Genomic DNA, 20,252 nt, shown 5'->3' with positions numbered 1-20,252 from the left:
GGGCCGGCCCGCCCGCCCTCCCCTGCGAGGGGTGGGCGGGTCCGTCCAGGGTGTCTAGTCGAACCAGCGGTCCCGGGCCAGTTCCTCCGTCCTGGAGGGGTCCTCCAACAGCGCGGCCACCTCGAAGCGGCGAGGCCACTGGCCCGCCGCCCAGGCGAGGCCCGCTGCCACGCCCTCCAGGGTCGCCGCGTGGACCACCCCGTCGGCCGGTCGGCGCCAGTCCAGTTCCACACCGCCCGCCAGGAGTTCCTCGTGCTCGACGTACGTCGCGGGCGTGGACGGGCCCAGCAAGGCCCGGACCGCCTCCGGCACCTCGTGCTCGACGCCCGTCGACGTCACCTCCGCCGACCCCAGCTCGCTCAGCCGCCCCACCTGGAGCAGCTCCGCGAGCTCGGCCGCGCGGGCCGGAGCGACCGGCAGCAGGGCCCGGCCGGCAGCGAGCGGCAGCAAGTCCGGTGCGTCCGCGACCACAGCCTCCGATGCGTCGACCACCCGCACCTCCCCGTCCACCACCACCCGCAGCTCGTCCGGCAACGTCACCTGCTCGGGGTCCAGGTCCGCCAACGCCGTGTACAGGGCGTGGAGCTGGGACCCGGACACCGGGCGTGTCTCGTCGGACAGGCGGCCGAGCAGCTCCGCCGCGCCCCCCGGCTCGTCGAGCAGCGCCGGCACCGACGTGCGTACCCCCAGCGCCCGCAGGACCTGCGCGTCGTCGAAGCCCGTCGCGTCCGCGGACTCGTACAGCCCGGCAAGCAGCGGGTCGGAGCCCGCCGCGCGCAGGCCGGCGGGGCGGCGGCCGCCGAGCACCGGGTGATCGCGCAGCCACCAGGCGGTGTAGGGGCGGACGGATTCGGTCGTGCCGTCGGGCAGCAGGACGCGCACCGGCTGGATCAGCGCGTCGCGCAGCGGCGGCCGGGCCAGCAGGGCGAGGGCCTGCGGCCAGCAGTCGTCGTCCACCAGGTCCAGGTCCCGGACCGCGACGATCTCCGTGGCGACCGGGGGCACGGGCGAGTCCGGCAGGCGGTCCAGGGCGTCTTCGCACCAGACGTCCACCGCGTCCAGGAGGCCCGCGTCGTCCGGTTCGGCGAAGTCGCCGTCGCGAGGCTCCAGTTCGTCCGGGTCCAGGACGACATCGGTGGCGCGTACGAGGGCGAAGGTCGCCGACACCCCGCACGCCGTGAGCGGCTGCTCTCCCCAGCGGTCCGCCAACTCCCGGTCGACCTCGGCAAGTTCACCCTCGCGGATGACGGCGGCGAAGGGCGATCCGGGCAGGACGAGTTCGCCGGCGGGGGCGAGTTCACCGTCCTCGTCGGGCAGGGCGAGCGCGCCGAGCCAGGGTTCGTCTCCGGGCGAGAGATTCGCCTCGCGCACCAACGTCAGTACGGTGTCGGCGAGTTCGTCCGCGTCGAGGGCGTCCTCGTCCCAGATCTCGCCGCTGTCGAGCGACCCGGCGACGGCCGCCCGCACCTGAGGGGTCGTCAGAACGGCGCGCGGGGTCGCGGGCAGCGCGCCGAGCTTTTCGAGCAGGGGGTGGGCGGCGTCCGGGTGGGCGACCTTCAGACCGAGGCGGCCGAGGTCGGCGGGGGTGTCGGAGAGCGGCAGCAGGATCTGGCGGGGGCCGATCACGGTGCGGCCGCCCGCGAGCGGCACGGGGAGCCCGGAAAGCCGGTCGGGGTCGACCCCGGCGAGCGTGTCGTACAGCCGGTACCACCACTCGGGGGCCCGCTCGGCCCCGGCGATCCGCTCGATGGCGTCGCCGAGCGGCAGCCGCCCGACCTCCAACGTGCGCAGTTCCGGACGGCGTTCGAGACCGGCGGGCAGCAGGGTGGGCAGGACTTCGGCGAGGACGCGCACCGTGTCGGCGCCCGCGCCCTCGACGACCTCCGCCTCGAACGGGCGCAGCGCGACGAGTTCCTCGGTGGGCGCGGCGGGCGCCAGGAACGCGACGCGGGGCAGCCGTTCCAGGACCGCCGCGCGCAGGGCGCCGTCCAGCTCGCCCCGGCCGAGCGGGCCGGGCACCAGGTCGACGGTGCCGGTCGACACCGGCCGCCAGGCGCCGAGGAGTTCGGCGTACGCGTCGGCCGCGCGCCCCACCAGGAAGTCGGTGAGCGGGCCGGGCGCGGGATGGCGGCGCGCGGTGTCGAGCGGGAACGAGGCGATGAGCAGCGCGGGGATGCCGAGCGGCTCGTCGGTGGGGGTGGGCGCGTGCACCACGGCCGTGGTACGGGGCCGTGCGGGCGCGCCGTCCTCGTCGACCGGGACCGCCCAGGTCACCGTCCAGTGCGGCCGCAGCCGCTCCTCGACGGGCCGGTCGGCGAGCAGGTCCGGGGTGATGGCCCCGTGATGACTGACGACCCGCCAGCGATGAGTGCCCTCGTCGCGAGTGTCGTCAATATGCACGTAGCCGTCGCCGTCGTCGGGCACGGAGCGCCGCAACACCCGTGTCCCGTCCGGGGTTTCGACGACGATCTCGGTCAGGCCGGGGAGGGTGAGGAGGAGGGCGTCGTCGATGCCGTCGAGGAGGCGGCGTACGAGATCCTCGGCGGTGCCGTCGCGCAGCGGGAGCACCACGACGGTGTCGTAGCCCTCGGGGGCGGCGCCCTCGGCGGGCAGCGGCAGCCTCAGCAGCGGTACGTGCCCGTCGCGGCGGCGCAGTTCGTCGCCCAGGCCGGGGCTGACGCGGGCGGCGTCGGCGGCCAGTTCCCGGGCCTCGGCGAGCGACCAACGCACGCCGCCGGTACGTCCCACCACGGCGGGCTCGTCGCTGACGGCGAGCACCGCGGCGAACCCGACGCCGAACCGGCCCACGGCCACCTCGGTGTCGGCGCGCTTGGCGCTGGCGCGCAGCGTGGACAGCGACTCGACGCCGAGCGCGTCCAGGGGCGCGCCGGTGTTGGCGGCGGCCAGCAGGGCGGGGGTGTCGTGGGTGGCAGGGTGCAGGGTCAGCCGGAGCCGGCCGGTGGTACGCGCCCGGGCGGCTGCGTCGGCGGCGTTCTGGGCGAGCTCCACGACGAGGCGGTCTCGGTAGCCGCCGAGCGCGAGGTCCTCCTCGGCGTTGGCGTCCTCGCGGAATCTGGCCGGGCCCGCGCCCCAGGCGTTCAGGACCCCGCGCCGCAGCCGCGCCGTCCCGAAGGGGTCGGCCCCTTCGGCCGCCATCGCCTTGACGATCACGCCGTACTCCGCTCTGTCCTGCCCCCGCGGGTGCCGGGGCTGCGGGCCGAAGGTACCGCGCGCCGCCCGCGGTCCCTCAATTCCCCCCGCCCCGCCCGTGCCCGGGTGCGTCCCTCCGGGGGCGGGGTTGCGGTTCGGCGGGGTGCGCCGGTGCTCCGTCCCAGACCCCGGCGGCCCCTCCCCACCCCTTCCCGCTGTGACACTCCGCGGCTCCGCCGCCTGGCCTCCGGGGGGCCGGTGTGATGCGTGGCCATTCGGCTGCGGACCGTGGATGGCTGATCGCGCAGTTCCCCGCGCCCCTGACAGCGTCGGACTTGGCGGGGTGACCATGCGGACATGCCCGGATTGCCCGGCCATCACGGAGGCCAGCCCACCACAAGCCCGTCCGGCGATTGAGGACGAGCGCCCTTCAGGCGCGAACGGGGTCCGGGGCGGAGCCCCGAAAAAGGGGGGGCAGGGGACGCAGTCCCCACCGGGGGTCTGGGGCGCAGCCCCAGGAGCCGAACCAGCCAACCCCCGTCACGGGATGGGACCCCTGCTCCCTAAGAGCCTGGGGGAGGGCGGACGAACTCCCCTGGGGGCGCAGGGGGCAGAGCCCCCGCCGGGGACTGGCGCGCAGCCCCAGGGCTCAGCCTTCTCAACCCCTCGCACGGGCGGGCGGGTGGGCAAACTCCCCGGGGTCTGGGGCGCAGCCCCAGGGCTCAGCCCTCTCCACCCCCGTCACGGGCGGGCAGGTGGGCCAGCGCCCCCAGGGGCCCGGGCCCGGCAACCCCGGGCTGCGGGTGGGCGAACATCCCCGGGGTGCAGGGGGCGCAGCCCCAGGCATTTCGGGGGTGCGGGCGGAGCCCGGACACCCCCGATGGGCCCCCTACGAGTGGCCCAGATCCTCCGTCGCGTCCGGGGCGGTGTCCGGGACGGAGCCCTCACGCGGGGGCCGCAGGGCCAGGACGTCGGGGGCCACCGTGTCCAGGACCGGCGGCGCCGGACGGGGCGGCTTCGGCATGACCGCCGCCTCGGAGTGCCCACCGCAGCCGTAGTCCAGGGCCACGACACGCCCGTCCGCAGGACCGAATTCGTTGGCGCAGATCCCGAACGCCTGGGAGAGCGATCCCGCGATCGGGACGAGGAACGCGCACGACACGCACGAGGCCGGCGCCGCCTGGGCCATCGCGGTCTTGCCGCCGAAGGACTCCTCCCACCGGTCGGCCGCCGTGTGCAGCCCGTAGCGGGAGAGGACCCGCACCCGCCGCATGCCGAGTTCCTCGGCGACGGCCGCGATGGAGCCGCGCGCGGTGGCCGCCGGAGCCTCCAGGTCGGACAGCTCGGCGTCCTCCGCGTCGACGCGCTCGGCCATCTCCTCGGAGACCACGGAGTTCGGCGGCGGTGCGTCCTCGCCGGAGTACCCGGGCTCCAGGCGCAGGTCGTCGGCCTCGGTGGGCAGCAGGTCGCCGGGGCCCATGTCGCCCGGCCGGAGGCGCTCGCTCCACGGCACCCACTCCGGTGCCTGCAGCGCGTCCGGACCGGGCAGCAGAACCGTCTCGTCCAGGGTGACCAGCTTGGCGCGCGACGCCCGGGCGACGGTCACCGCCCAGCGCCAGCCCCGGTAGCCGAGCTCCTTGCACTCGAAGAGGTGCGTGACGACCCGGTCGCCCTCCGAAACCAGGGCCACATGCTCGCCGACCACACCGGGTGCGGCGGCTTCCTCCGCCGCCTCGCGGGCTAGGTCGACCGCCTCGGCGCACAGGCGGTCAGGGGTACGGCTTCGCGTCGTCGCAGCACTCACAGGTCTCGCTTCTCTCCTACGCCGTCTCACGGGTGCGCCGGGGAGCCGAATGCGTACGGGCGGCGGGCGGAGCGGACCAGGGGGCCGCGTCAACGTCCGCGCCCGGGCGATCAACTGCCCAGCGGCTGTCCAGTTTCACTGACCAAGGGGACCCCCCTTGCTCCGTATGAGCGTGGAGGCGCACCTTCTGCGATCCATTCTGCGGGATCGCGGAGAGGCGCGCGGCCTTGGGCAGCCGCGGGCGGCGCGCCTGTCACGCTACCCCCTTCGTGGCCCCCGGCCCACCTGCGCGTCCGAATCCTGGTTCGGGTCGGACGGGCTTGGGGCACTATGGCGGGGTGGCAACCGCAAGGTCGTCAGGGTCCTCGGACACCGCCGGCCGCCTGCGCAAGGCAGGCCGGACGGTGGGCCGCGCCCTGCATCTGCCGATCACCGGAACGGTCCGTTCGATCAGAAAAGCGACCCACGCGCACGGCGCCGGTGAGTCGGGGCTCGGCAAACTGATCGAGTTGCACGCGGTGAACGGCGCCGGCGACGTGATGATCACCGTGGCGCTCGCCTCGACCGTGTTCTTCTCCGTGCCGACCGACCAGGCGCGCGGCCGGGTCGCCCTCTACCTCGCGATCACGATGGCGCCGTTCACTCTCCTGGCGCCGGTGATCGGCCCGCTGCTCGACCGGATGCCGCACGGCCGGCGCGCCGCGATGGCCGGCGCGATGCTGGCCCGCGCGCTGCTCGCCCTGACGATGTCCGGCGCGGTCGCCACCGGCGGCCTGGAGCTCTATCCCGCGGCCCTCGGCGTGCTGGTCGCGTCCAAGGCATACGGCGTGGTCAGGAGCGCCGTGGTGCCGCGCCTGCTGCCACCCCGCTTCTCCCTGGTGAAGGCCAATTCGCGGGTCACGCTGGCCGGCCTGCTCGCCACCGGCATCGCCGCCCCGATCGGCGCCGGGCTCTCCCGCATCGGGCCCCAGTGGCCGCTCTACGGGGCGTTCTGCATCTTCGTCGGCGGTACGTTCCTGGCGTTCACGCTGCCCCACAAGGTCGACTCGGCGAAGGGCGAGGCCAGGGCGCAGCTCTCCGACCGCAGCGGCCGCAAGCCCAGCCTGCGTACGGTCGGCGTGTCCGTCCTGAACGGTCTGTACGCCAATGCCGCGCTGCGCGCGCTCTCCGGGTTCCTGATCTTCTTCCTGGCGTTCCTGCTGCGCGAACACCCCCTGTCCGGGCAGAGCGCGGCCGTCTCGCTCGGCATCGTCGGCGTCTCGGCGGGCGTCGGCAACGCGCTGGGCACGGCGGTCGGCTCGTTGCTGCGGGCCCGCGGGCCCGAGGTGCTGATCGTGACCATGCTGACCATCGCGCTGGGAGCTGCCGTCCTGTCGGCGGCGTTCTTCAGCGGCCTGATGGTCGCCGTGCTCGGCGCGACGGCCGGGTTCACCCAGGCGCTCGCCAAACTGTCCCTGGACGCGATGATCCAGCGCGACGTACCGGAAGAGGTCCGTACGTCCGCGTTCGCCCGCTCGGAGACGCTGCTCCAGGTGGCCTGGGTGCTCGGCGGCGCGATCGGCATAGCGCTGCCGCTGAACGGCATCCTCGGCATGTCGGTGGCCGCGGCCCTGCTGGCCCTCGGAGCGGCCGTCTCGGTACGGGGCCTGCTCGGCGCGGCCCGGCGCGGCACCCCGCATCCGCGGGTGGCATGAGCGACGGACGACGGATGTACGGCGACGGACGACGCGGCACGCCGCACCCCCGCGCGGCTTGGCCGGGGGCGACCGATAGCCTTCGCTTCATGACCGTTGCGTTCACTTCCGGTAGGACCCGCCGGGCCGGCCTCGCACTCGCCGCTGCCTCCGCCGGACTCCTCGTCCTCTCCGCCTGCGACAAGCCGACGCCTCTCGCGACCGTGACGGTCGGCACGCACTCCGTCAGCACCGAGGCGTCCTGCCGCGGCGACGGCAAGCCGCTCGCCGAGGCCAAGCTCACCAGCTGCCTCAGCGGCGTCAAGGACGCCAAGTCGATCAACTACGCGCCCGGCTCGACCCTGCGCCTCGGCGTCGACCCCAAGGTCGTCGAGGACGGCAGCAAGTGGATCGCGCTGCTCGACGGCAGCCCGATCACCGAGCCGTCCGCCCAGACCTACCGGAGCTTCCCCGGCGCCGACGTCTTCTCGACCGGCGGGCAGGGTGCCGCGCCGAAGGAGAAGAAGGTCAGCATCATTCAGGTCGACCAGGACAACAAGCCCGAGTCGGTCTGGAGCTTCACGCTCAAGCGCACCAACTCCTGACGGCCGGGCCCCGCCTGATGCGTGTGCTGGTCGTGACCGCGGTGGCGGCGGAGGCGGATGCCGTCGCCGCCGGTCTCGCCCACGCCGGATACGCATCGCCCGGCGCACAACCGCCCGAGCGGCCGGCCCGTTTCCGCCGCGGCGGCCACAGCATCGACGTACTGCCTGCCGGGGTGGGCCCCGCGGCGGCCGCGGCCGGCACCGCCAAGGCCCTCGCCCGCGCCCCGTACGGCCTGGTCGTGTCGGCCGGGATCGGCGGCGGCTTCCCCGGCGTCGCGCCGCTCGGCTCGCTCGTCGTCGCATCGGAGCTCATCGCCGCCGACCTGGGCGCCGACTCCCCCGACGGCTTCGTCCCGCTGCCCGAACTGGGCTTCGGCCGCGACCGGTTGGGCGCCCCGCCCGCCCTCCGCGAGGACGTCTCCCGGGCCCTCGGCGCCGTCACGGGCGTGGTCCTCACCGTCACCACCGCCACCGGCACCGCCGGGCGCGCCGCCGAACTCCTGGCCCGCCACCCCTCGGCCGCCGCCGAGGCGATGGAGGGCTTCGGTGTCGCCGAGGCCGCCGACCAGTACGGCCTGCCCACCCTCGAAATCCGCGCGATCTCCAACGAGGTCGGCCCGCGCGACCGTTCGGCCTGGCGGATCGGCGACGCGCTCGCCGCCCTCACCGACGCATTCGGGAAGCTCCCGCCCGTACTGGAGAGTTGGACATCACATGAGCACTGAACCGTCGCTGAAGATCGCCTACTCTCCCTGCCCGAACGACACCTTCGTCTTCGACGCCTGGGCGCACGGCCGGGTGCCCGGCGCGCCCGGACTCGACGTGACGTTCGCCGACATCGACATCACCAACGGCATGGCCGAGCGCGGCGAGTTCGACGTACTCAAGGTGTCGTACGCGGTGCTGCCATGGGTCCTTGAGGAGTACGCGCTGCTGCCGTGCGGCGGCGCGCTCGGCCGGGGCTGCGGCCCGCTCGTCCTCACCAGGGAAGCCGGAGTGGACCTCACCGGCAAAACGGTCGCCGTGCCGAGCGAGAAGTCGACGGCGTACCTGCTGTTCCGGCTGTGGGCGGCGGATGTCCTGCCGGGCGGGGTCGGCGAGGTCGTCGTCATGCCGTTCCACGAGATCATGCCCGCGGTGCGCGACGGCAAGGTCGACGCCGGACTCGTCATCCACGAAGCCCGGTTCACGTACCAGAACTACGGCCTGCACTGCCTCGCCGACATGGGCCGGCACTGGGAGTCGACGACCGGTCTGCCCATCCCGCTCGGCGCGATCATCGCCAAGCGCTCGCTCGGCGAGGACACGCTGCGGCTGCTCGCCGAGTCGGCCCGCACCTCCGTGCGGCTCGCCTGGGACGACCCCGAGGCGTCGAGGCCCTACGTACTGGAGCACGCCCAGGAGATGGACCCGGCCGTGGCCGAGCGGCACATCGGGCTCTACGTCAACGAGTTCACCGCCGACCTCGGCGAGGACGGCTACGCCGCGGTGCGCGGCCTCCTGACACGCGCCGCGGCCGAGGGGCTCGTACCGCCCCTCGGCCGCGATGCGCTGGAATTCGTGCGGGACTGAACCGGGACTAGACGTCCAGCTGGTCGGCCACCGCGCGCAGCAGGCCCGCGATCTTCTTGCCGGCCGCCTTGTCGGGGTAGCGCCCCTTCTCCAGCATCGGCGTGATGTTCTCAAGGAGCGTCGTCAGGTCCTGCACGATGGAGGCCAGTTCGTCGGGCTTGCGGCGCTGGGCCGCTGCCACCGAGGGGGCCGGGTCGAGGACCGTGACGGAAAGGGCCTGGTCACCGCGCTGCCCGGCGACGACGCCGAACTCGACGCGCTGTCCGGGCTTGAGTGCGTCGACCCCGGCGGGGAGCACGGAGGAGTGGACGAAGACGTCGCCGCCGTCGTCCCGGGAGAGAAAGCCGAAGCCCTTCTCGCTGTTGAACCACTTGACCTTGCCGGTAGGCACGTCTGTCCTCGTCCTCGTACTCGTCGTTGTGTGCGGGGCGCCGAAAACGGCTCTGGATAGCACGACAGCGGGTCGCCTTCCGACCCGCCGACACCAAGGCTAATGGTCCAGGGGCTGCTGACAAGACGTCCCGGCCTGTCCTTACGAGCAGGGAACTACCCTGGCGGGGTGAGTACCGAAACCCAGGCCAGGACCGACCGCGACGCCCCCACCACCGGTGATCGGCTGGTTCGCATCGGCGTCGTCGTGTTCTTCGTCGGCGCGCTCGCCACACTGGTCACCGTGGCGCCGCTGTTCCTGCACACCGCCCGCTTCCCGTCGTTCGCCTATCTCGTGTGCATGCTGATGGGCGTCGGCTTCCTGATCGCGGGGGCGGGCGTGCTGCGCACCATCGCGGAGCAGCGCCGCCAGGCCCGCGTCTGACCCCGCCCGCAGCTCACCTGAACCGGCCGGTCCCGTACGCAAGTACGAGGCCCCGCTGTCAAGCGCGTTCGGCGGCGTAACCCTTCAACCAGGCCGGAAATGACGTCAGATCGTCGAGGACGACGTCGGCGCCGGCCTCGCGCAGCTCGTCCGCGCCGATCGGCCCGGTCGGCACCGCGACGGAGAGGGCGCCCGCGGCGCGAGCGCCGAGCACGTCCCCGAGGTGATCGCCGACGTACACAGCGGCGCCGTGCTCGCGCAGCGCGGTCGCCTTGCCCTCGGCCCACAGCCCGCCGACGACCTCGTCCGGTGTGATGCCCAGGTGGTCGAGGTGCAGCCGCGCCTGGGGCGCGTTCTTGGCGGTGACGACGACGGCCCGGCCGCCGAGCTCCTGCACCGCGCGGATCGCGTCGGCGGCTCCCGGCATCGCGGGCGTGGGCAGGATCGCGCGTGTGGGGTAGATCTCACGGTATTTGAGGACCATCTCGGCGATGAGCTCCTCGGGGAACCAGTGCCGCAGCTCCCAGTCGAGCGGCGGCCCGAGCCTGCTGACGCACTGGTCGGCGTCGATGTACGTCCCGGTCGTGGCGGAAAGCTCCTGGTAGACGGCGCGGATGCCGGGCCGGGAGTCGATCAGGGTCATGTCGAGGTCGAAGCCGACCGTGGGCGCGTCTATGGGCATGAAGGCCATTGTGCCCAGGTGGGCGGGGCGGCCGGGCCCTTAGACTGACGGCCGTAGTTAGCCAAGCCTTACCAAATCCCGACCTGAAGCCTCACCGATTTCCGACCTGTGATGGGCCGCCCTATGCCAGCCGCACCCCGCCGGACCAGACGCGTGCTCGCGACGGCGGCGGCCGTCGCGGCGCTCCTGGTCGCCGTCCTGCTCTCGCTCGCCGTCGGCGCGCGCCAGATCCCGCCGTCGGAGGTCCTGGACGCGCTGTTCGGCGGCGCGCACACCCCCAACGCCGAGGTCGTCCGCGAACTGCGGGTGCCGCGCACTCTGATCGGCCTGATGGTCGGCGCCGCCCTCGCCGTCGCGGGCACGGTGCTTCAGGGCATCACCCGCAACCCCATCGCCGACCCCGGCATCCTCGGCATCAGCCAGGGCGCCTCGGTCGGGGTGGTCCTGGCGATCGCGTTCCTCGGCGTGCACACGCTGACCGGGTACGTGTGGTTCGCGTTCGCGGGCGCGGCCATCGCCTCCGTCGTCGTGTACGCGATCGCCTCCAGCGGGCGCGGCGGTGCGACCCCGGTGAAGCTCGCGCTGAGCGGCGCCGCGATCAACGCGCTGCTCGTGTCCGTGACGATGGGCGTGCTCACCACGAAGGCCGCGGCGCTCGACGAGTTCCGCTTCTGGCAGGTCGGCTCCCTGGCCGGGCGGGACGCCCAAGTCGCGCACCAGATCTGGCCGTTCCTGCTCGTCGGCGCCGTGCTCGTGGCCTGGGTCGCGCGCGGCCTGGACGCGCTGGCGCTCGGCGAGGACGTGGCGAAGGGACTCGGCCAGAACGTCGCGACGGTACGCGTCCTGGGCGGCATCGGCGCGACCGTGCTGACCGGCGTCGGGGTGGCGGCGGCCGGGCCGATCGCCTTCATCGGTCTCGCGATCCCGCACATCGCCCGCGCGATCGTGGGCAGCGACCACCGCTGGGTGCTGCCGATGGCGGCCCTGGTGGGCCCGGTGATGCTCCTGGTCGCCGACACCATCGGCCGGATCGTGTTCCCGCCGAGCGAGATCCCGGCGGGCGTGATGACCGCCCTGATCGGCGTGCCGTTCCTGGTGACGCTGGTCCGCAGGAAGGCGGTCCCGGCATGAGCACCATCACCACGCCTGTCCGCCCCGCGGGCTACACCGTCGTACGGGCAGGACGCGCGGCCTTCCTCCTGCACCGCAGGGCCGCGGTGGTCGCGGCCTCGCTCCTCGGCCTCCTCGCCGCGATCTGCGTCGCCTATCTCTGCGTGGGCGAGAGCTTCGTGGCGCCCGGTGACGTGCTCAAGGTGCTGACCGGCCAGGACTCGTACGCCGAGCTCGTCGTCGGCACACTGCGGCTGCCCCGCATGGTGGTCGGGCTCATGGTCGGCGCCGCGTTCGGCATCGCGGGCGGGCTGATCCAGACCGTCGCGCGCAACCCGCTGGCGAGCCCCGACATCATCGGCATCAGCCAGGGCGCCTCGGCGCTGACGGTCGGCGCGATGACGTTCGGCGTCACCTCGTACACCGTGCTGCCCTACCTGTCCGTCGTCGGCGGGGTCCTGGCGGCCGCCCTCGTGTACCTCTTCGCCTGGCGGGGCGGGCTGCACGCGACGCGCTTCGTCCTGATCGGCATCGGCTTCGCGATCGCGCTCCGCTCGATCACCACGCTGTTCATGACCAAGGGCGACTACCTGGTCGCCCAGCAGGCGCAGATCTGGATGACGGGCTCGCTCAACGGGCGCGGCTGGGAGGAGGCGGCGCCGCTCGCCTGGGTGCTGCTCGCGCTCGTGCCCGCCGTGCTGTGGGCGGCCCGCGCGCAGCGCACGGTCTCCCTCGACGACGACACCGCGACCGCGCTCGGCGTGCGGCTCGGCAGGGTGCGGCTCGGCCTGGTCGTCATCGGCGTGGTCCTCGCCTCGGTGGCGACGGGCGCGGCGGGGCCGGTCGACTTCGTCGCGCTGCTCGCCCCGCAGATCGCCCGCCGCATGACGCGGACGGCCCAAATACCCTTGTTCTGCTCGGCGTTGACGGGCGCGGTCATCGTCGTCCTGGCCGATCTGCTCGCCCGCAAGCTGTTCTCGCCGACCGAGCTGCCGGTGGGTGTGCTCACCGCGGTGATCGGCGCCCCGTACCTGATCTGGCTGATCGTGCGCAGCCGTACGACTGGAGGAAAGTAGATGACCAGCCGGCTGACCGCCCGCGAGCTGACCCTCGCCTACGAGGACCGCACGGTCGTGCACGGCCTCGACCTCGCCGTGCCGGACGGGCGGGTGAGCGTCATCGTCGGCCCGAACGCGTGCGGCAAGTCCACGACGCTGCGGGCGCTCGGACGGCTCCTGAAGCCGCGCGGCGGCGCGGTGCTGCTCGACGGTACGGAGCTGGCGCGCATCCCCACCAGGAAGATCGCCCAGTCCATCGGGCTGCTCCCGCAGTCGCCCGTCGCGCCCGAGGCGATCACGGTGGCCGACCTGGTCTCGCGCGGGCGCCAGCCGCATCAGCACTGGTGGCAGCAGTGGTCGGAGGCGGACGAGCGGGCGGTCACGGACGCGATGGACCGCACGGATGTGACGGCGCTCGCCGACCGCCCGGTCGACGAGCTCTCCGGCGGCCAGCGCCAGCGCGTGTGGATCGCGATGGCCCTCGCCCAGGAGACCGACGTACTCCTCCTCGACGAACCGACCACCTATCTGGACATCTCCCACCAGGTCGAAGTAATGGACCTGGTACGGCAGTTGAACCACGAGCGGGGCCGTACGGTGGTGATGGTGCTGCACGATCTCAACCAGGCCGCGCGGTACGCCGACCACCTCGTGGCGATGAAGGCGGGGCGGATCGTCGCCGAGGGCCGCCCCGAGGACGTGGTGACGGCGGATCTCGTGCGCGAGGTGTTCGGCCTGGACTCGGTGGTGGTCCCGGACCCGGTGACGGGCTCGCCGCTGGTGGTGCCCGGCGCCCCCTACTCGCCCCCTTTGGAGAGGATTCCCCGATGACGCTCCCTCGCCGCGCCGCACTGGCGGGCGCGCTGGCCCTGACGGCAACGGCATGCTCCTCGGGCGGGTCCAACTCCCCTGCCGCGAGCGGTGGTTCACACCTCATCAAGACAGCGATGGGGGACGTCCGGGTCAAGGAGAACCCTCGGCGGGTCGTCGTCCTGGACACGGCGGAACTCGACTCGGCGATCACCCTGGGCGTGAAGCCGGTGGGCGCGACGCACGCCGACGCGGCCTCCGGGTTCCTCGACTACCTCCCCCAGGACAAGGTGGCCGGGATCAAGGACGTCGGCGCGGTGATGAGCCCCGGCCTGGAGTCCGTCGCGGCGCTCAGGCCCGATCTGATCCTGACCAGCAAGGTGCGGCACGGCGACAAGTACGCGGAGCTGTCGAAGATCGCGCCGACGGTGATGTCGGAGACCACGGGCTACCCGTGGAAGCAGAACTTCCAGCTTCACGCCCTGGCACTGGGCAAGGCGGCCGAGGCGAAAGGCATCACCGACGAATACGGCGCACACGTACGGGAGTTGACGTCGCAGCTCGGCGGGCCGGCCAAGGCGGCGGCGCTGAAGGTCAACGTCGTCCGCTTCGTCGAGGGCGCGGACATCCGCATCTACGGCCGCAAGAACTACATCGCGACGATCCTCGCCGACGTGGGCCTCGGGCGGCCCGCCGTCGTCGACAAGGCGAAGGACGGCTTCTCGTACGACGTGAGCCCCGAGCGGATCGACCTCGCGGACGCCGACGTCATCTTCCACACGACGTACGGCGACCCGGCGAAGGCGAAGGCGACGCAGACGCTGGGCAGCGCGCTGTGGAAGAACCTGCCCGCGGTGCGCGCGGGGCGGGCGCACGCGGTGGACGACCAGCTGTGGATCCAGGGGATCGGATACGGGGCGGCGGGGGCGATCCTGCGGCAGCTGGGGGAAATGCTCCCGCGGTAGGGCCGGGCCACTCGTGCCCCAGGGCCGCCTGTGGCTCCGCCCCAGACCCCGTGCGCGCCTCAACGGCGCTCGTCCTCGATCTCCCCCAAGGCCTCAAGGGTCAGGGGGACCCCCATGACGGGCTGAAATGCCCTGGTACGGCCGGCACCGATCCTGTCGGGGCGCGGGGAACCGCACGCGCAACCACGCACGGTCAGCAGCCGAATCATCGTCCCCCGGGGGCCACGCGGCGGAGCCGCAGAGTGTTACAGCGGGAAGAGGTGGGGAGGGGCCCATGGAGTCCGGGGCGGAGCCCCGGCGCACTCCGCTCGGACGGGACGGGGGAAAGCCGGTCAGCCCCGGCCGGCCCGTTGCGAGCGCCAGACCAAGAACACCGCCGACGACACCGCCGCCACCCTGATCAGCCACGGCCACATGCCCGTCAGGGCCGCACCCATCTCACCCTGCGCGATCGGGTCGCCCCAGCGGCCGTCCTGGCGGCCCCAGAGCCAGATCAGGCCGCCGAGCAGGGTCAGGCCCGGCATGCCCAGGACCGCCCACTTCGACTCCGCCCGGCTCAGCCTGCGGGACGCGTACGCCAGGAGCCAGCCCGCCCCCAGTGCCAGCCACAGGCCGAACAGCGCGCCCGCCACCAGCAGCGCCGCCGCGAGGAGCAGGAGGGGGTTCGTCAGGCCGGGCCGTACCTCCGCGGCAGGGCGGCGCAGGCGCAGGCCCCGCCGCCGTACCGGAGCGTCTTCGACCAGGTCGTCGGCCTCGACGTCCTCATGCGCCGCCTCGGCCGGCTCGGCCGGCTCCTCCTCGCCCTCCCCCGGCGGCTTCAGAAGCTCCGGGATCTCCACCCCGCCCACGAACCCCGCCACCAAGTCGCCCGTGCCGCCCGCCGGCGGGCCCGGCTCGACCCGCCACCAGTCGGGTTCGTCGCCCTGCGCGCCGAGCTCGTCCATGCCCGCGAGGTGCGGCGGCGCCGGCAGCGTGGGAGGCGCCTCGTCCGCCTCGCGCGGACGGGGACGGGGTACGCGTTTGCCCCGCCCCGGGAACAGCCGGTCCCGCTGCACCGGCACGGCCACATCCGGCGCCGCCTCCGGAACGTACGGCGCACCGGAACCGGAACCCGGCCCGGACACGGCCCGCTCCACGACCTCCTCCGGCGTCCCGAACCGCCCGAGAACACGCCGTACCGTCGCCGGCGTCTCGCTCCCGTACTTCGCCCGCTGCTTGTCGATCTCGTTGCGCAGCGACGACACCAGGCGCATCCGGTCCCCGGAGGGCAGTTGCCGCTGCTGGGCCAGGTCGCCGACCCGGCTCAGGTAGTCGTAGACCAGCTGGTCGCTCTCGATCCCCACGCCCGTTTCCCCTCCGCGGACCCCGCCCGCGGCCATCCGATGGCCGCGTCCGCCGGTCCGGTCGCGTTTCGGACACCGGCTCTGGGTCCTGACGGTAGCGCGCACGGGCTACCGTGGGGCGGATGGGGACCGGCGAGCGCAATCAGGAGGCGCACGTGCCCGAAGGAACGACCGGCGCGACGAACAGGGCTGCCGCGGCGCCCCGCACCGCCGCCACGGCACCCCGCACCCTCGCCGAGGCCCTGCGCTCCCGCCCCGACGAGTCCCTCGCCGCGCTGCTGCGCACCCGCCCCGACCTGCTCAGCCCCGTACCGGGCGACCTCACCCAGCTGGCCACCCGCGCCGGCACCCGCGCCTCGGTCGTACGGGCCCTGGAACGGCTGGACAAGTTCGCCCTGCAGACCGCCCAGGTCCTGGCCGTGGCCCCGGACCCGGCCCCGTACGACGCCGTACGCAGCCTGCTCGCCGGGGACGACGGCGATCCGGAGATCGAGGTCGCGCTGCCCGGCGCGCTCGCCGCGCTGCGCGAACAGGCCCTGGTCTGGGGCGGCGACGACCGGCTGCGCCTGGTGCGCACCGCCCGCGAACTGCTCGCCCCCTCCCCCACGCACCCCTCCCCGACCGGCCTCGGCCCGACCGTCGCCGAGGCGACCGCGGGGATGTCGCCGGGCCGCGTCCAGGAGATCCTCCAGGCCGCCGGGCTGCCGGCCACGCACGACCCGGTGTCCGCGGTCGCCGCGCTGACCTCGCTGTTCACCGACCGCACGAGGATGGCGGAGCTGCTCGACTCCGCGCCGTCCGAGGCGCTCACGGTCCTCGACCGCCTGGTGTGGGGCCCGCCGTACGGCGAGGTGTCCGCCGATCCGCCGCCCCCGGTGCGCTGGCTGCGCGACCACGGCCTGCTCCTTCCGGCGTCCGCGCGCACCCTGGTGCTGCCGCGCGAGGTCGCCCTGCATCTGCGCGCCGGGCGCGCGCACCGCACCACCGAGCCGGTGCCGCCCGCCGTCGCGCCGCTGCGCGAATACCGTCCACAGGTTGTGGACGCGACCGCCGCGGGCCAGGCGTTCATGGCGCTGACCACCGTCGAGGACCTGCTCGCCGAGTGGAACGAGGGCGGCCCCGCCGTGCTGCGCGCCGGAGGCCTGTCCGTACGGGACCTCAAGCGCACCGCCACCGCCCTGGACGCACCCGAGCCGGTCGCCGCGTTCTGGCTCGAACTCGCTTACGCAGCAGGCCTGTTGGCGTCCGACGGCGAGGCGGACGAGCGCTATGCGCCGACCCCCGAGTACGACGACTGGCTGGAGCTGCCGCCCGCCGAAAGGTGGGCCCGGCTCGCGGTGGCCTGGCTGGCCGCGACCCGTACCGCCGGGCTCGTCGGCGAGCAGGACGCCAAGGGCCGCACCCTCGCGGCGCTCGGCCCCGACCTCGACCGCTCGCCCGCGCCCGAGGTCCGCCACCGCGTCCTGACCCTGCTCACCACCCTGCCCGAGGCCACCTCGCCGGACCCCGAGTCGCTGCTCGCCCGCCTGCGCTGGGAGCGCCCGGCCCGCAGCGGCCCCGAGGACCTGCGCTCGCACCTGGCCCAATGGACGCTGTCCGAGGCCGAGTTGCTGGGCGTGACCGGCCGGGGCGCGCTGACCACGCACGGCCGCGCCCTCCTCGCCCCCGCCTCCGGCGCCGTCGAACGCGAGGCGCTCGGTCTGCTCGCCGCGAAGGCGCTGGCCCCGCACCTGCCCGAGCCCGTCGACCACGTGCTGCTCCAGGCGGACCTGACGGCGGTCGCGCCCGGCCCGCTCAGGCGTCCGCTCGCGGCAATGCTGGGGGTGCTCGCCGACATCGAGTCCAAGGGCGGCGCCACCGTCTACCGCTTCACCGCGGGCTCGGTGCGCCGCGCCCTTGACGCCGGCCAGACCGCCTCCGACCTGCAGGCTTTCCTCACCGACCACAGCCGTACGCCGGTGCCGCAGCCGCTCAGCTACCTCATCGACGACGTGGCCCGCCGACACGGCCACCTCCGGGTGGGCGCCGCTTCGGCGTACGTACGCTGCGACGACGAGGCGATGCTGGGCGAGATCCTCGCCGACAAGCGCAGCCAGCCCCTGCGGCTCCGCCGCCTCGCCCCGACCGTCCTGGCCACCACGGCCGAGCCGGCCGCGCTGCTCGACGGGCTGCGCGCGATGGGGTACGCGCCGGCCGCCGAGTCCGCCGAGGGCGATGTCCTGATCACCCGCGCCGACTCCCGCCGCACCCCGCGCCGCGCGGCGCCGGTCCCGGTCCCGGACGGACCGCCCCTGCCGGACGGGACGCTCCTCGACGCGGCGGTACGGGCGATCCGGGCGGGGGACACGGCGGCGACGGTCGTCCACAAGTCGCCGGAGACGGCGGCGCGGACCGACGGCTCCCTGCCGCGCACGTCCCCCGCGGAAACCCTGGCGACGGTGCAGGCGGCGGCGATGACGGGCTCGGCGCTGTGGATCGGCTATGTGAACGCGGAGGGGACGGCGAGCCAGCGGGTGATCGCGCCGGTGCGGGTCGAAGGGGGCTTCGTCACCGCGTACGACCACACGGCGGACGAGGTCCGCACGTATCCGCTGCACCGCATCACGGGCGTCGCAGAACTGGCCGACGACCCGGCGTAGCCCCCCTGCCCTGGGGCTCCGCCCCAGACCCCGGAGGCCGCCCCACCCCACCCCTCCCCGAAACCCTCCGGGGGTGGGAAAGGGTGAAAGCCAGGTTTCCTGGGGCTCCGCCCCAGACCCCGTCTCGCGCCTGAAGGCCGCTCGTCCTCAAACTCCCCCAAGGCCTTAAGGGCCAGGGGGGACCCCCATGACAGGCTGAAATGCCCCGATGCGGGCCGGCACCGTACTGCCAGGGGCGCGGGGAACTGCGCGACCAGCCACCCACGGCCTGAGGCCGAAGGCGGGTTTGAGGGGCGCGGGGACCGGCGCAAGCAACCCCCACCGGCCCGCAGACCAACAGCCGCCAGGGGACTCGGGGCAACCCCAGAAAGCCCGCACCACACCCCGCCCAAGGGGCGCGGGGAACTGCGCGAGCAACCACGCACGGTCCGCAGCCGAATCGTCGTCCCCCGGCGGGTTTCGGGAAGGGGCGGGGTGGGGAAAACCGCGCGCCCAGCGCGAACGCCCCGCACCCGAACCGCAACCGGCGGCAGCCCCCAGGGGCAAGGGCCTAGTCGATGTCGACCGGCCCGTCCCCCTTGCCCTCCGGGCGGGACGGCTCGGCCTTGCCGGAGAGCAGACCCGGCAGGGACAGCTGGGCCCCGGCCTTGGAGTCCGGGCGCGGGTCGCCGGACCCGCTCAGGTTCTGCCGGACGGAGTCCAGGATCGTCAGACCCTGGCCCACCAGACCCGCCGCGATCTCGCCGAGCCCGTCCGCCCCGTTCAGCACATTGACGTTCGCCCCCGCGAGACCCCCCGCCGCCTCCTTCACGATCTGCGGCAGCTGGTCGATCAGCATCCGGTCGAGCGCGACCCGGTCGTACGACGCCGCGGCCTCCGCCTGGATCTTCATCCGCTCGGCCTCGGCGATCGCGAGCACCTTGATGCGCTCGGCCTCGGCCTGGGCCGGCTTGACGATCTCGGCGACGAGCTGCTGCTGGCGGAGCTCGGCGGCGCGCTGGGCCAGTTCGGTCTGCGCGAGGAGCACCTCCTGCTGGGCGTGGGCCTGCGCGAGCGGACCGGCCTGGGCCGCGTGGGCCTGCGCCCGGTCGACCTCCGCCGAGTACTCCGCCTTCACGACCGCGGTCTGCCGCGCGTACTCCGCCTGGTTGCGCGCCGCGACCTGCTCGGCCTCGACCGAGGCCTGCGTGGCCTGCGCCTGGGCGACCTGCGCGGCCCGCTGGATGGCGGCCTTGTGCGGCGCGGACATCGCGTCGATGTAACCGACGTCGCCGTCGTCGATGGACTGGATCTGCAGCGAGTCGACGATCAGGCCGATCTTCGCCATCTCGGTCTTCGAGGTCTCCAGGACCTCCGCCGCGAGCTTCTGCCGCTCAGTGACGATCTCCTCGACGGTCATCGAGCCGATGATGGACCGCAGGTGACCGGCGAAGATCCGGCCGGTCAGGACGGACATCTGGTCCTGGTCGGACAGGAAGCGCTGACCCGCGTTCACGATGGACTCGGTGTCGTTGCCGACCTTGAACGCGATGACCGCGCGCACGTGCAGCGCGATGCCCTGCTTGGTCACACAGGTCTCGGTGACCTCGGCCTCGCACATCGACAGCGTGAGGAAGCGGGTCTTGCGGAAAATCGGCAGGACGAACTTGCCGTGGCCGGTCACTACGCGGAAGGGGGCACCCCCGAGACCGCGCCTGCCACCCGAGATCAGCATCGCCTCGTCGGGGGCGGGCACCCGGTAACCGAACATCCTTTGTCTCCTTAGAAACGACTCTTAGCCGGCGTCGGCGGAGAAGCCGCCCAACGCGTCCAACGGATCGGCCCACTCGATGACGTCCACCTGGCGGGTGCCACGGGATCCGATCACGAGCACGGTCGCCCCCTTCGGCAGGGGTTCCTCCGACCAGGCGAGGAAGGCCTCCGTACCGCCTCGTACGCTCACCACGACCTCGCCGGGTCCGGCGGTTCCACGGGTGGCGACGAGCAGCACTCCGGGGCAGCCGATGACGGCATCGTCCTGATCCACG

General features: G+C 73.8%; 17 protein-coding genes. 10 read left to right on the top strand and 7 right to left on the bottom strand.

Annotated features, from left to right (window positions below; all coding sequences use genetic code 11):
- Nucleotides 1–54: 54 nt before the first annotated feature.
- On the bottom strand, nt 55–3,156 hold the full coding sequence (locus ABD346_RS06265) for a sacsin N-terminal ATP-binding-like domain-containing protein (RefSeq protein ID WP_344372870.1): 3,102 nt from the start codon (nt 3,154–3,156) through the stop codon (nt 55–57).
- Nucleotides 3,157–4,039: 883 nt separating this feature from the next.
- Nucleotides 4,040–4,954 (bottom strand): DUF3027 domain-containing protein, encoded by a 915-nt coding sequence (locus ABD346_RS06260; protein WP_344372587.1) that lies wholly within the window; start codon nt 4,952–4,954, stop codon nt 4,040–4,042.
- Between the two features lie 338 nt (nt 4,955–5,292).
- On the opposite strand from ABD346_RS06260, the gene ABD346_RS06255 reads away from it, so the two are divergent.
- The 4 genes from ABD346_RS06255 to ABD346_RS06240 all read left to right on the top strand — a co-directional run bounded on the left by ABD346_RS06255 (nt 5,293) and on the right by ABD346_RS06240 (nt 8,804).
- Nucleotides 5,293–6,648 carry an MFS transporter gene (locus tag ABD346_RS06255; RefSeq protein WP_344372584.1) on the top strand — a complete coding sequence of 452 codons (1,356 nt, stop codon included), beginning with the start codon at nt 5,293–5,295 and terminating at the stop codon, nt 6,646–6,648.
- 89 nt (nt 6,649–6,737) lie between these two features.
- A complete protein-coding gene (locus ABD346_RS06250) occupies nt 6,738–7,232 on the top strand; it encodes a DUF2771 domain-containing protein (RefSeq protein ID WP_344372582.1) in 495 nt (164 codons plus the stop codon).
- Nucleotides 7,233–7,249: 17 nt separating this feature from the next.
- Nucleotides 7,250–7,957, top strand: coding sequence for a futalosine hydrolase (locus ABD346_RS06245; protein ID WP_344372580.1), 708 nt, complete (start codon nt 7,250–7,252; stop codon nt 7,955–7,957).
- Nucleotides 7,947–8,804 (top strand): 1,4-dihydroxy-6-naphtoate synthase, encoded by an 858-nt coding sequence (locus ABD346_RS06240; protein WP_344372576.1) that lies wholly within the window; start codon nt 7,947–7,949, stop codon nt 8,802–8,804. The genes ABD346_RS06245 and ABD346_RS06240 overlap by 11 nt, the downstream gene beginning before the upstream one ends.
- A gap of 7 nt (nt 8,805–8,811) precedes the next feature.
- On the opposite strand, the gene ABD346_RS06235 is transcribed toward ABD346_RS06240, so the two are convergent.
- On the bottom strand, nt 8,812–9,195 hold the full coding sequence (locus ABD346_RS06235; protein ID WP_114039113.1) for a cold-shock protein: 384 nt from the start codon (nt 9,193–9,195) through the stop codon (nt 8,812–8,814).
- A 135-nt stretch (nt 9,196–9,330) separates the two neighbouring features.
- Between ABD346_RS06235 and ABD346_RS06230 the strand changes: the two genes are divergently transcribed.
- Nucleotides 9,331–9,618, top strand: a complete 288-nt coding sequence (locus ABD346_RS06230) for a hypothetical protein (protein WP_344372867.1) — start codon at nt 9,331–9,333, stop codon at nt 9,616–9,618.
- A 58-nt stretch (nt 9,619–9,676) separates the two neighbouring features.
- Here the strand turns inward: ABD346_RS06230 and ABD346_RS06225 are convergent, their stop codons facing one another.
- Nucleotides 9,677–10,309 carry an HAD family hydrolase gene (locus ABD346_RS06225; protein ID WP_344372572.1) on the bottom strand — a complete coding sequence of 211 codons (633 nt, stop codon included), beginning with the start codon at nt 10,307–10,309 and terminating at the stop codon, nt 9,677–9,679.
- Nucleotides 10,310–10,423: 114 nt separating this feature from the next.
- Between ABD346_RS06225 and ABD346_RS06220 the strand changes: the two genes are divergently transcribed.
- From ABD346_RS06220 to ABD346_RS06205, 4 genes are read left to right on the top strand one after another with little or no spacing between them, the layout of a single operon-like run.
- Nucleotides 10,424–11,431 carry a FecCD family ABC transporter permease gene (locus tag ABD346_RS06220; RefSeq protein ID WP_344372569.1) on the top strand — a complete coding sequence of 336 codons (1,008 nt, stop codon included), beginning with the start codon at nt 10,424–10,426 and terminating at the stop codon, nt 11,429–11,431.
- Entirely contained in the window at nt 11,428–12,486 is a 1,059-nt protein-coding gene (locus ABD346_RS06215; protein WP_344372566.1) for a FecCD family ABC transporter permease, read from the top strand. Before ABD346_RS06220 ends, ABD346_RS06215 begins: the two co-directional genes overlap by 4 nt.
- On the top strand, nt 12,487–13,299 hold the full coding sequence (locus ABD346_RS06210; protein WP_344372563.1) for an ABC transporter ATP-binding protein: 813 nt from the start codon (nt 12,487–12,489) through the stop codon (nt 13,297–13,299).
- Nucleotides 13,296–14,243 (top strand): ABC transporter substrate-binding protein, encoded by a 948-nt coding sequence (locus ABD346_RS06205; protein ID WP_344372560.1) that lies wholly within the window; start codon nt 13,296–13,298, stop codon nt 14,241–14,243. Before ABD346_RS06210 ends, ABD346_RS06205 begins: the two co-directional genes overlap by 4 nt.
- Before the next feature lie 332 nt (nt 14,244–14,575).
- Here the strand turns inward: ABD346_RS06205 and ABD346_RS06200 are convergent, their stop codons facing one another.
- Nucleotides 14,576–15,586: a hypothetical protein gene (locus ABD346_RS06200; RefSeq protein WP_344372557.1), complete on the bottom strand. Its 1,011-nt coding sequence runs from the start codon at nt 15,584–15,586 to the stop codon at nt 14,576–14,578.
- A gap of 122 nt (nt 15,587–15,708) precedes the next feature.
- Between ABD346_RS06200 and ABD346_RS06195 the strand changes: the two genes are divergently transcribed.
- Entirely contained in the window at nt 15,709–18,225 is a 2,517-nt protein-coding gene (locus tag ABD346_RS06195) for a helicase-associated domain-containing protein (protein ID WP_344372554.1), read from the top strand.
- A gap of 550 nt (nt 18,226–18,775) precedes the next feature.
- Here the strand turns inward: ABD346_RS06195 and ABD346_RS06190 are convergent.
- Both ABD346_RS06190 and ABD346_RS06185 read right to left on the bottom strand, forming a co-directional pair.
- Complete coding sequence (locus tag ABD346_RS06190; RefSeq protein ID WP_344372551.1) at nt 18,776–19,975, bottom strand: flotillin family protein; 1,200 nt, start codon at nt 19,973–19,975, stop codon at nt 18,776–18,778.
- Nucleotides 19,976–19,999: 24 nt separating this feature from the next.
- The gene (locus ABD346_RS06185; RefSeq protein ID WP_189965201.1) at nt 20,000–20,251 is read right to left on the bottom strand and encodes a hypothetical protein; all 252 of its coding nucleotides are present in this window, start codon (nt 20,249–20,251) and stop codon (nt 20,000–20,002) included.
- Nucleotide 20,252: the final 1 nt, after the last annotated feature.

It is taken from the genome of Streptomyces mauvecolor, from assembly GCF_039532965.1.
GTDB classification, from domain to species: Bacteria; Actinomycetota; Actinomycetes; order Streptomycetales; family Streptomycetaceae; genus Streptomyces; species Streptomyces violascens.
The sequence above is the reverse complement of the archived record's forward strand: the minus strand, read 5'-3'. Positions and strand labels throughout refer to the sequence as shown.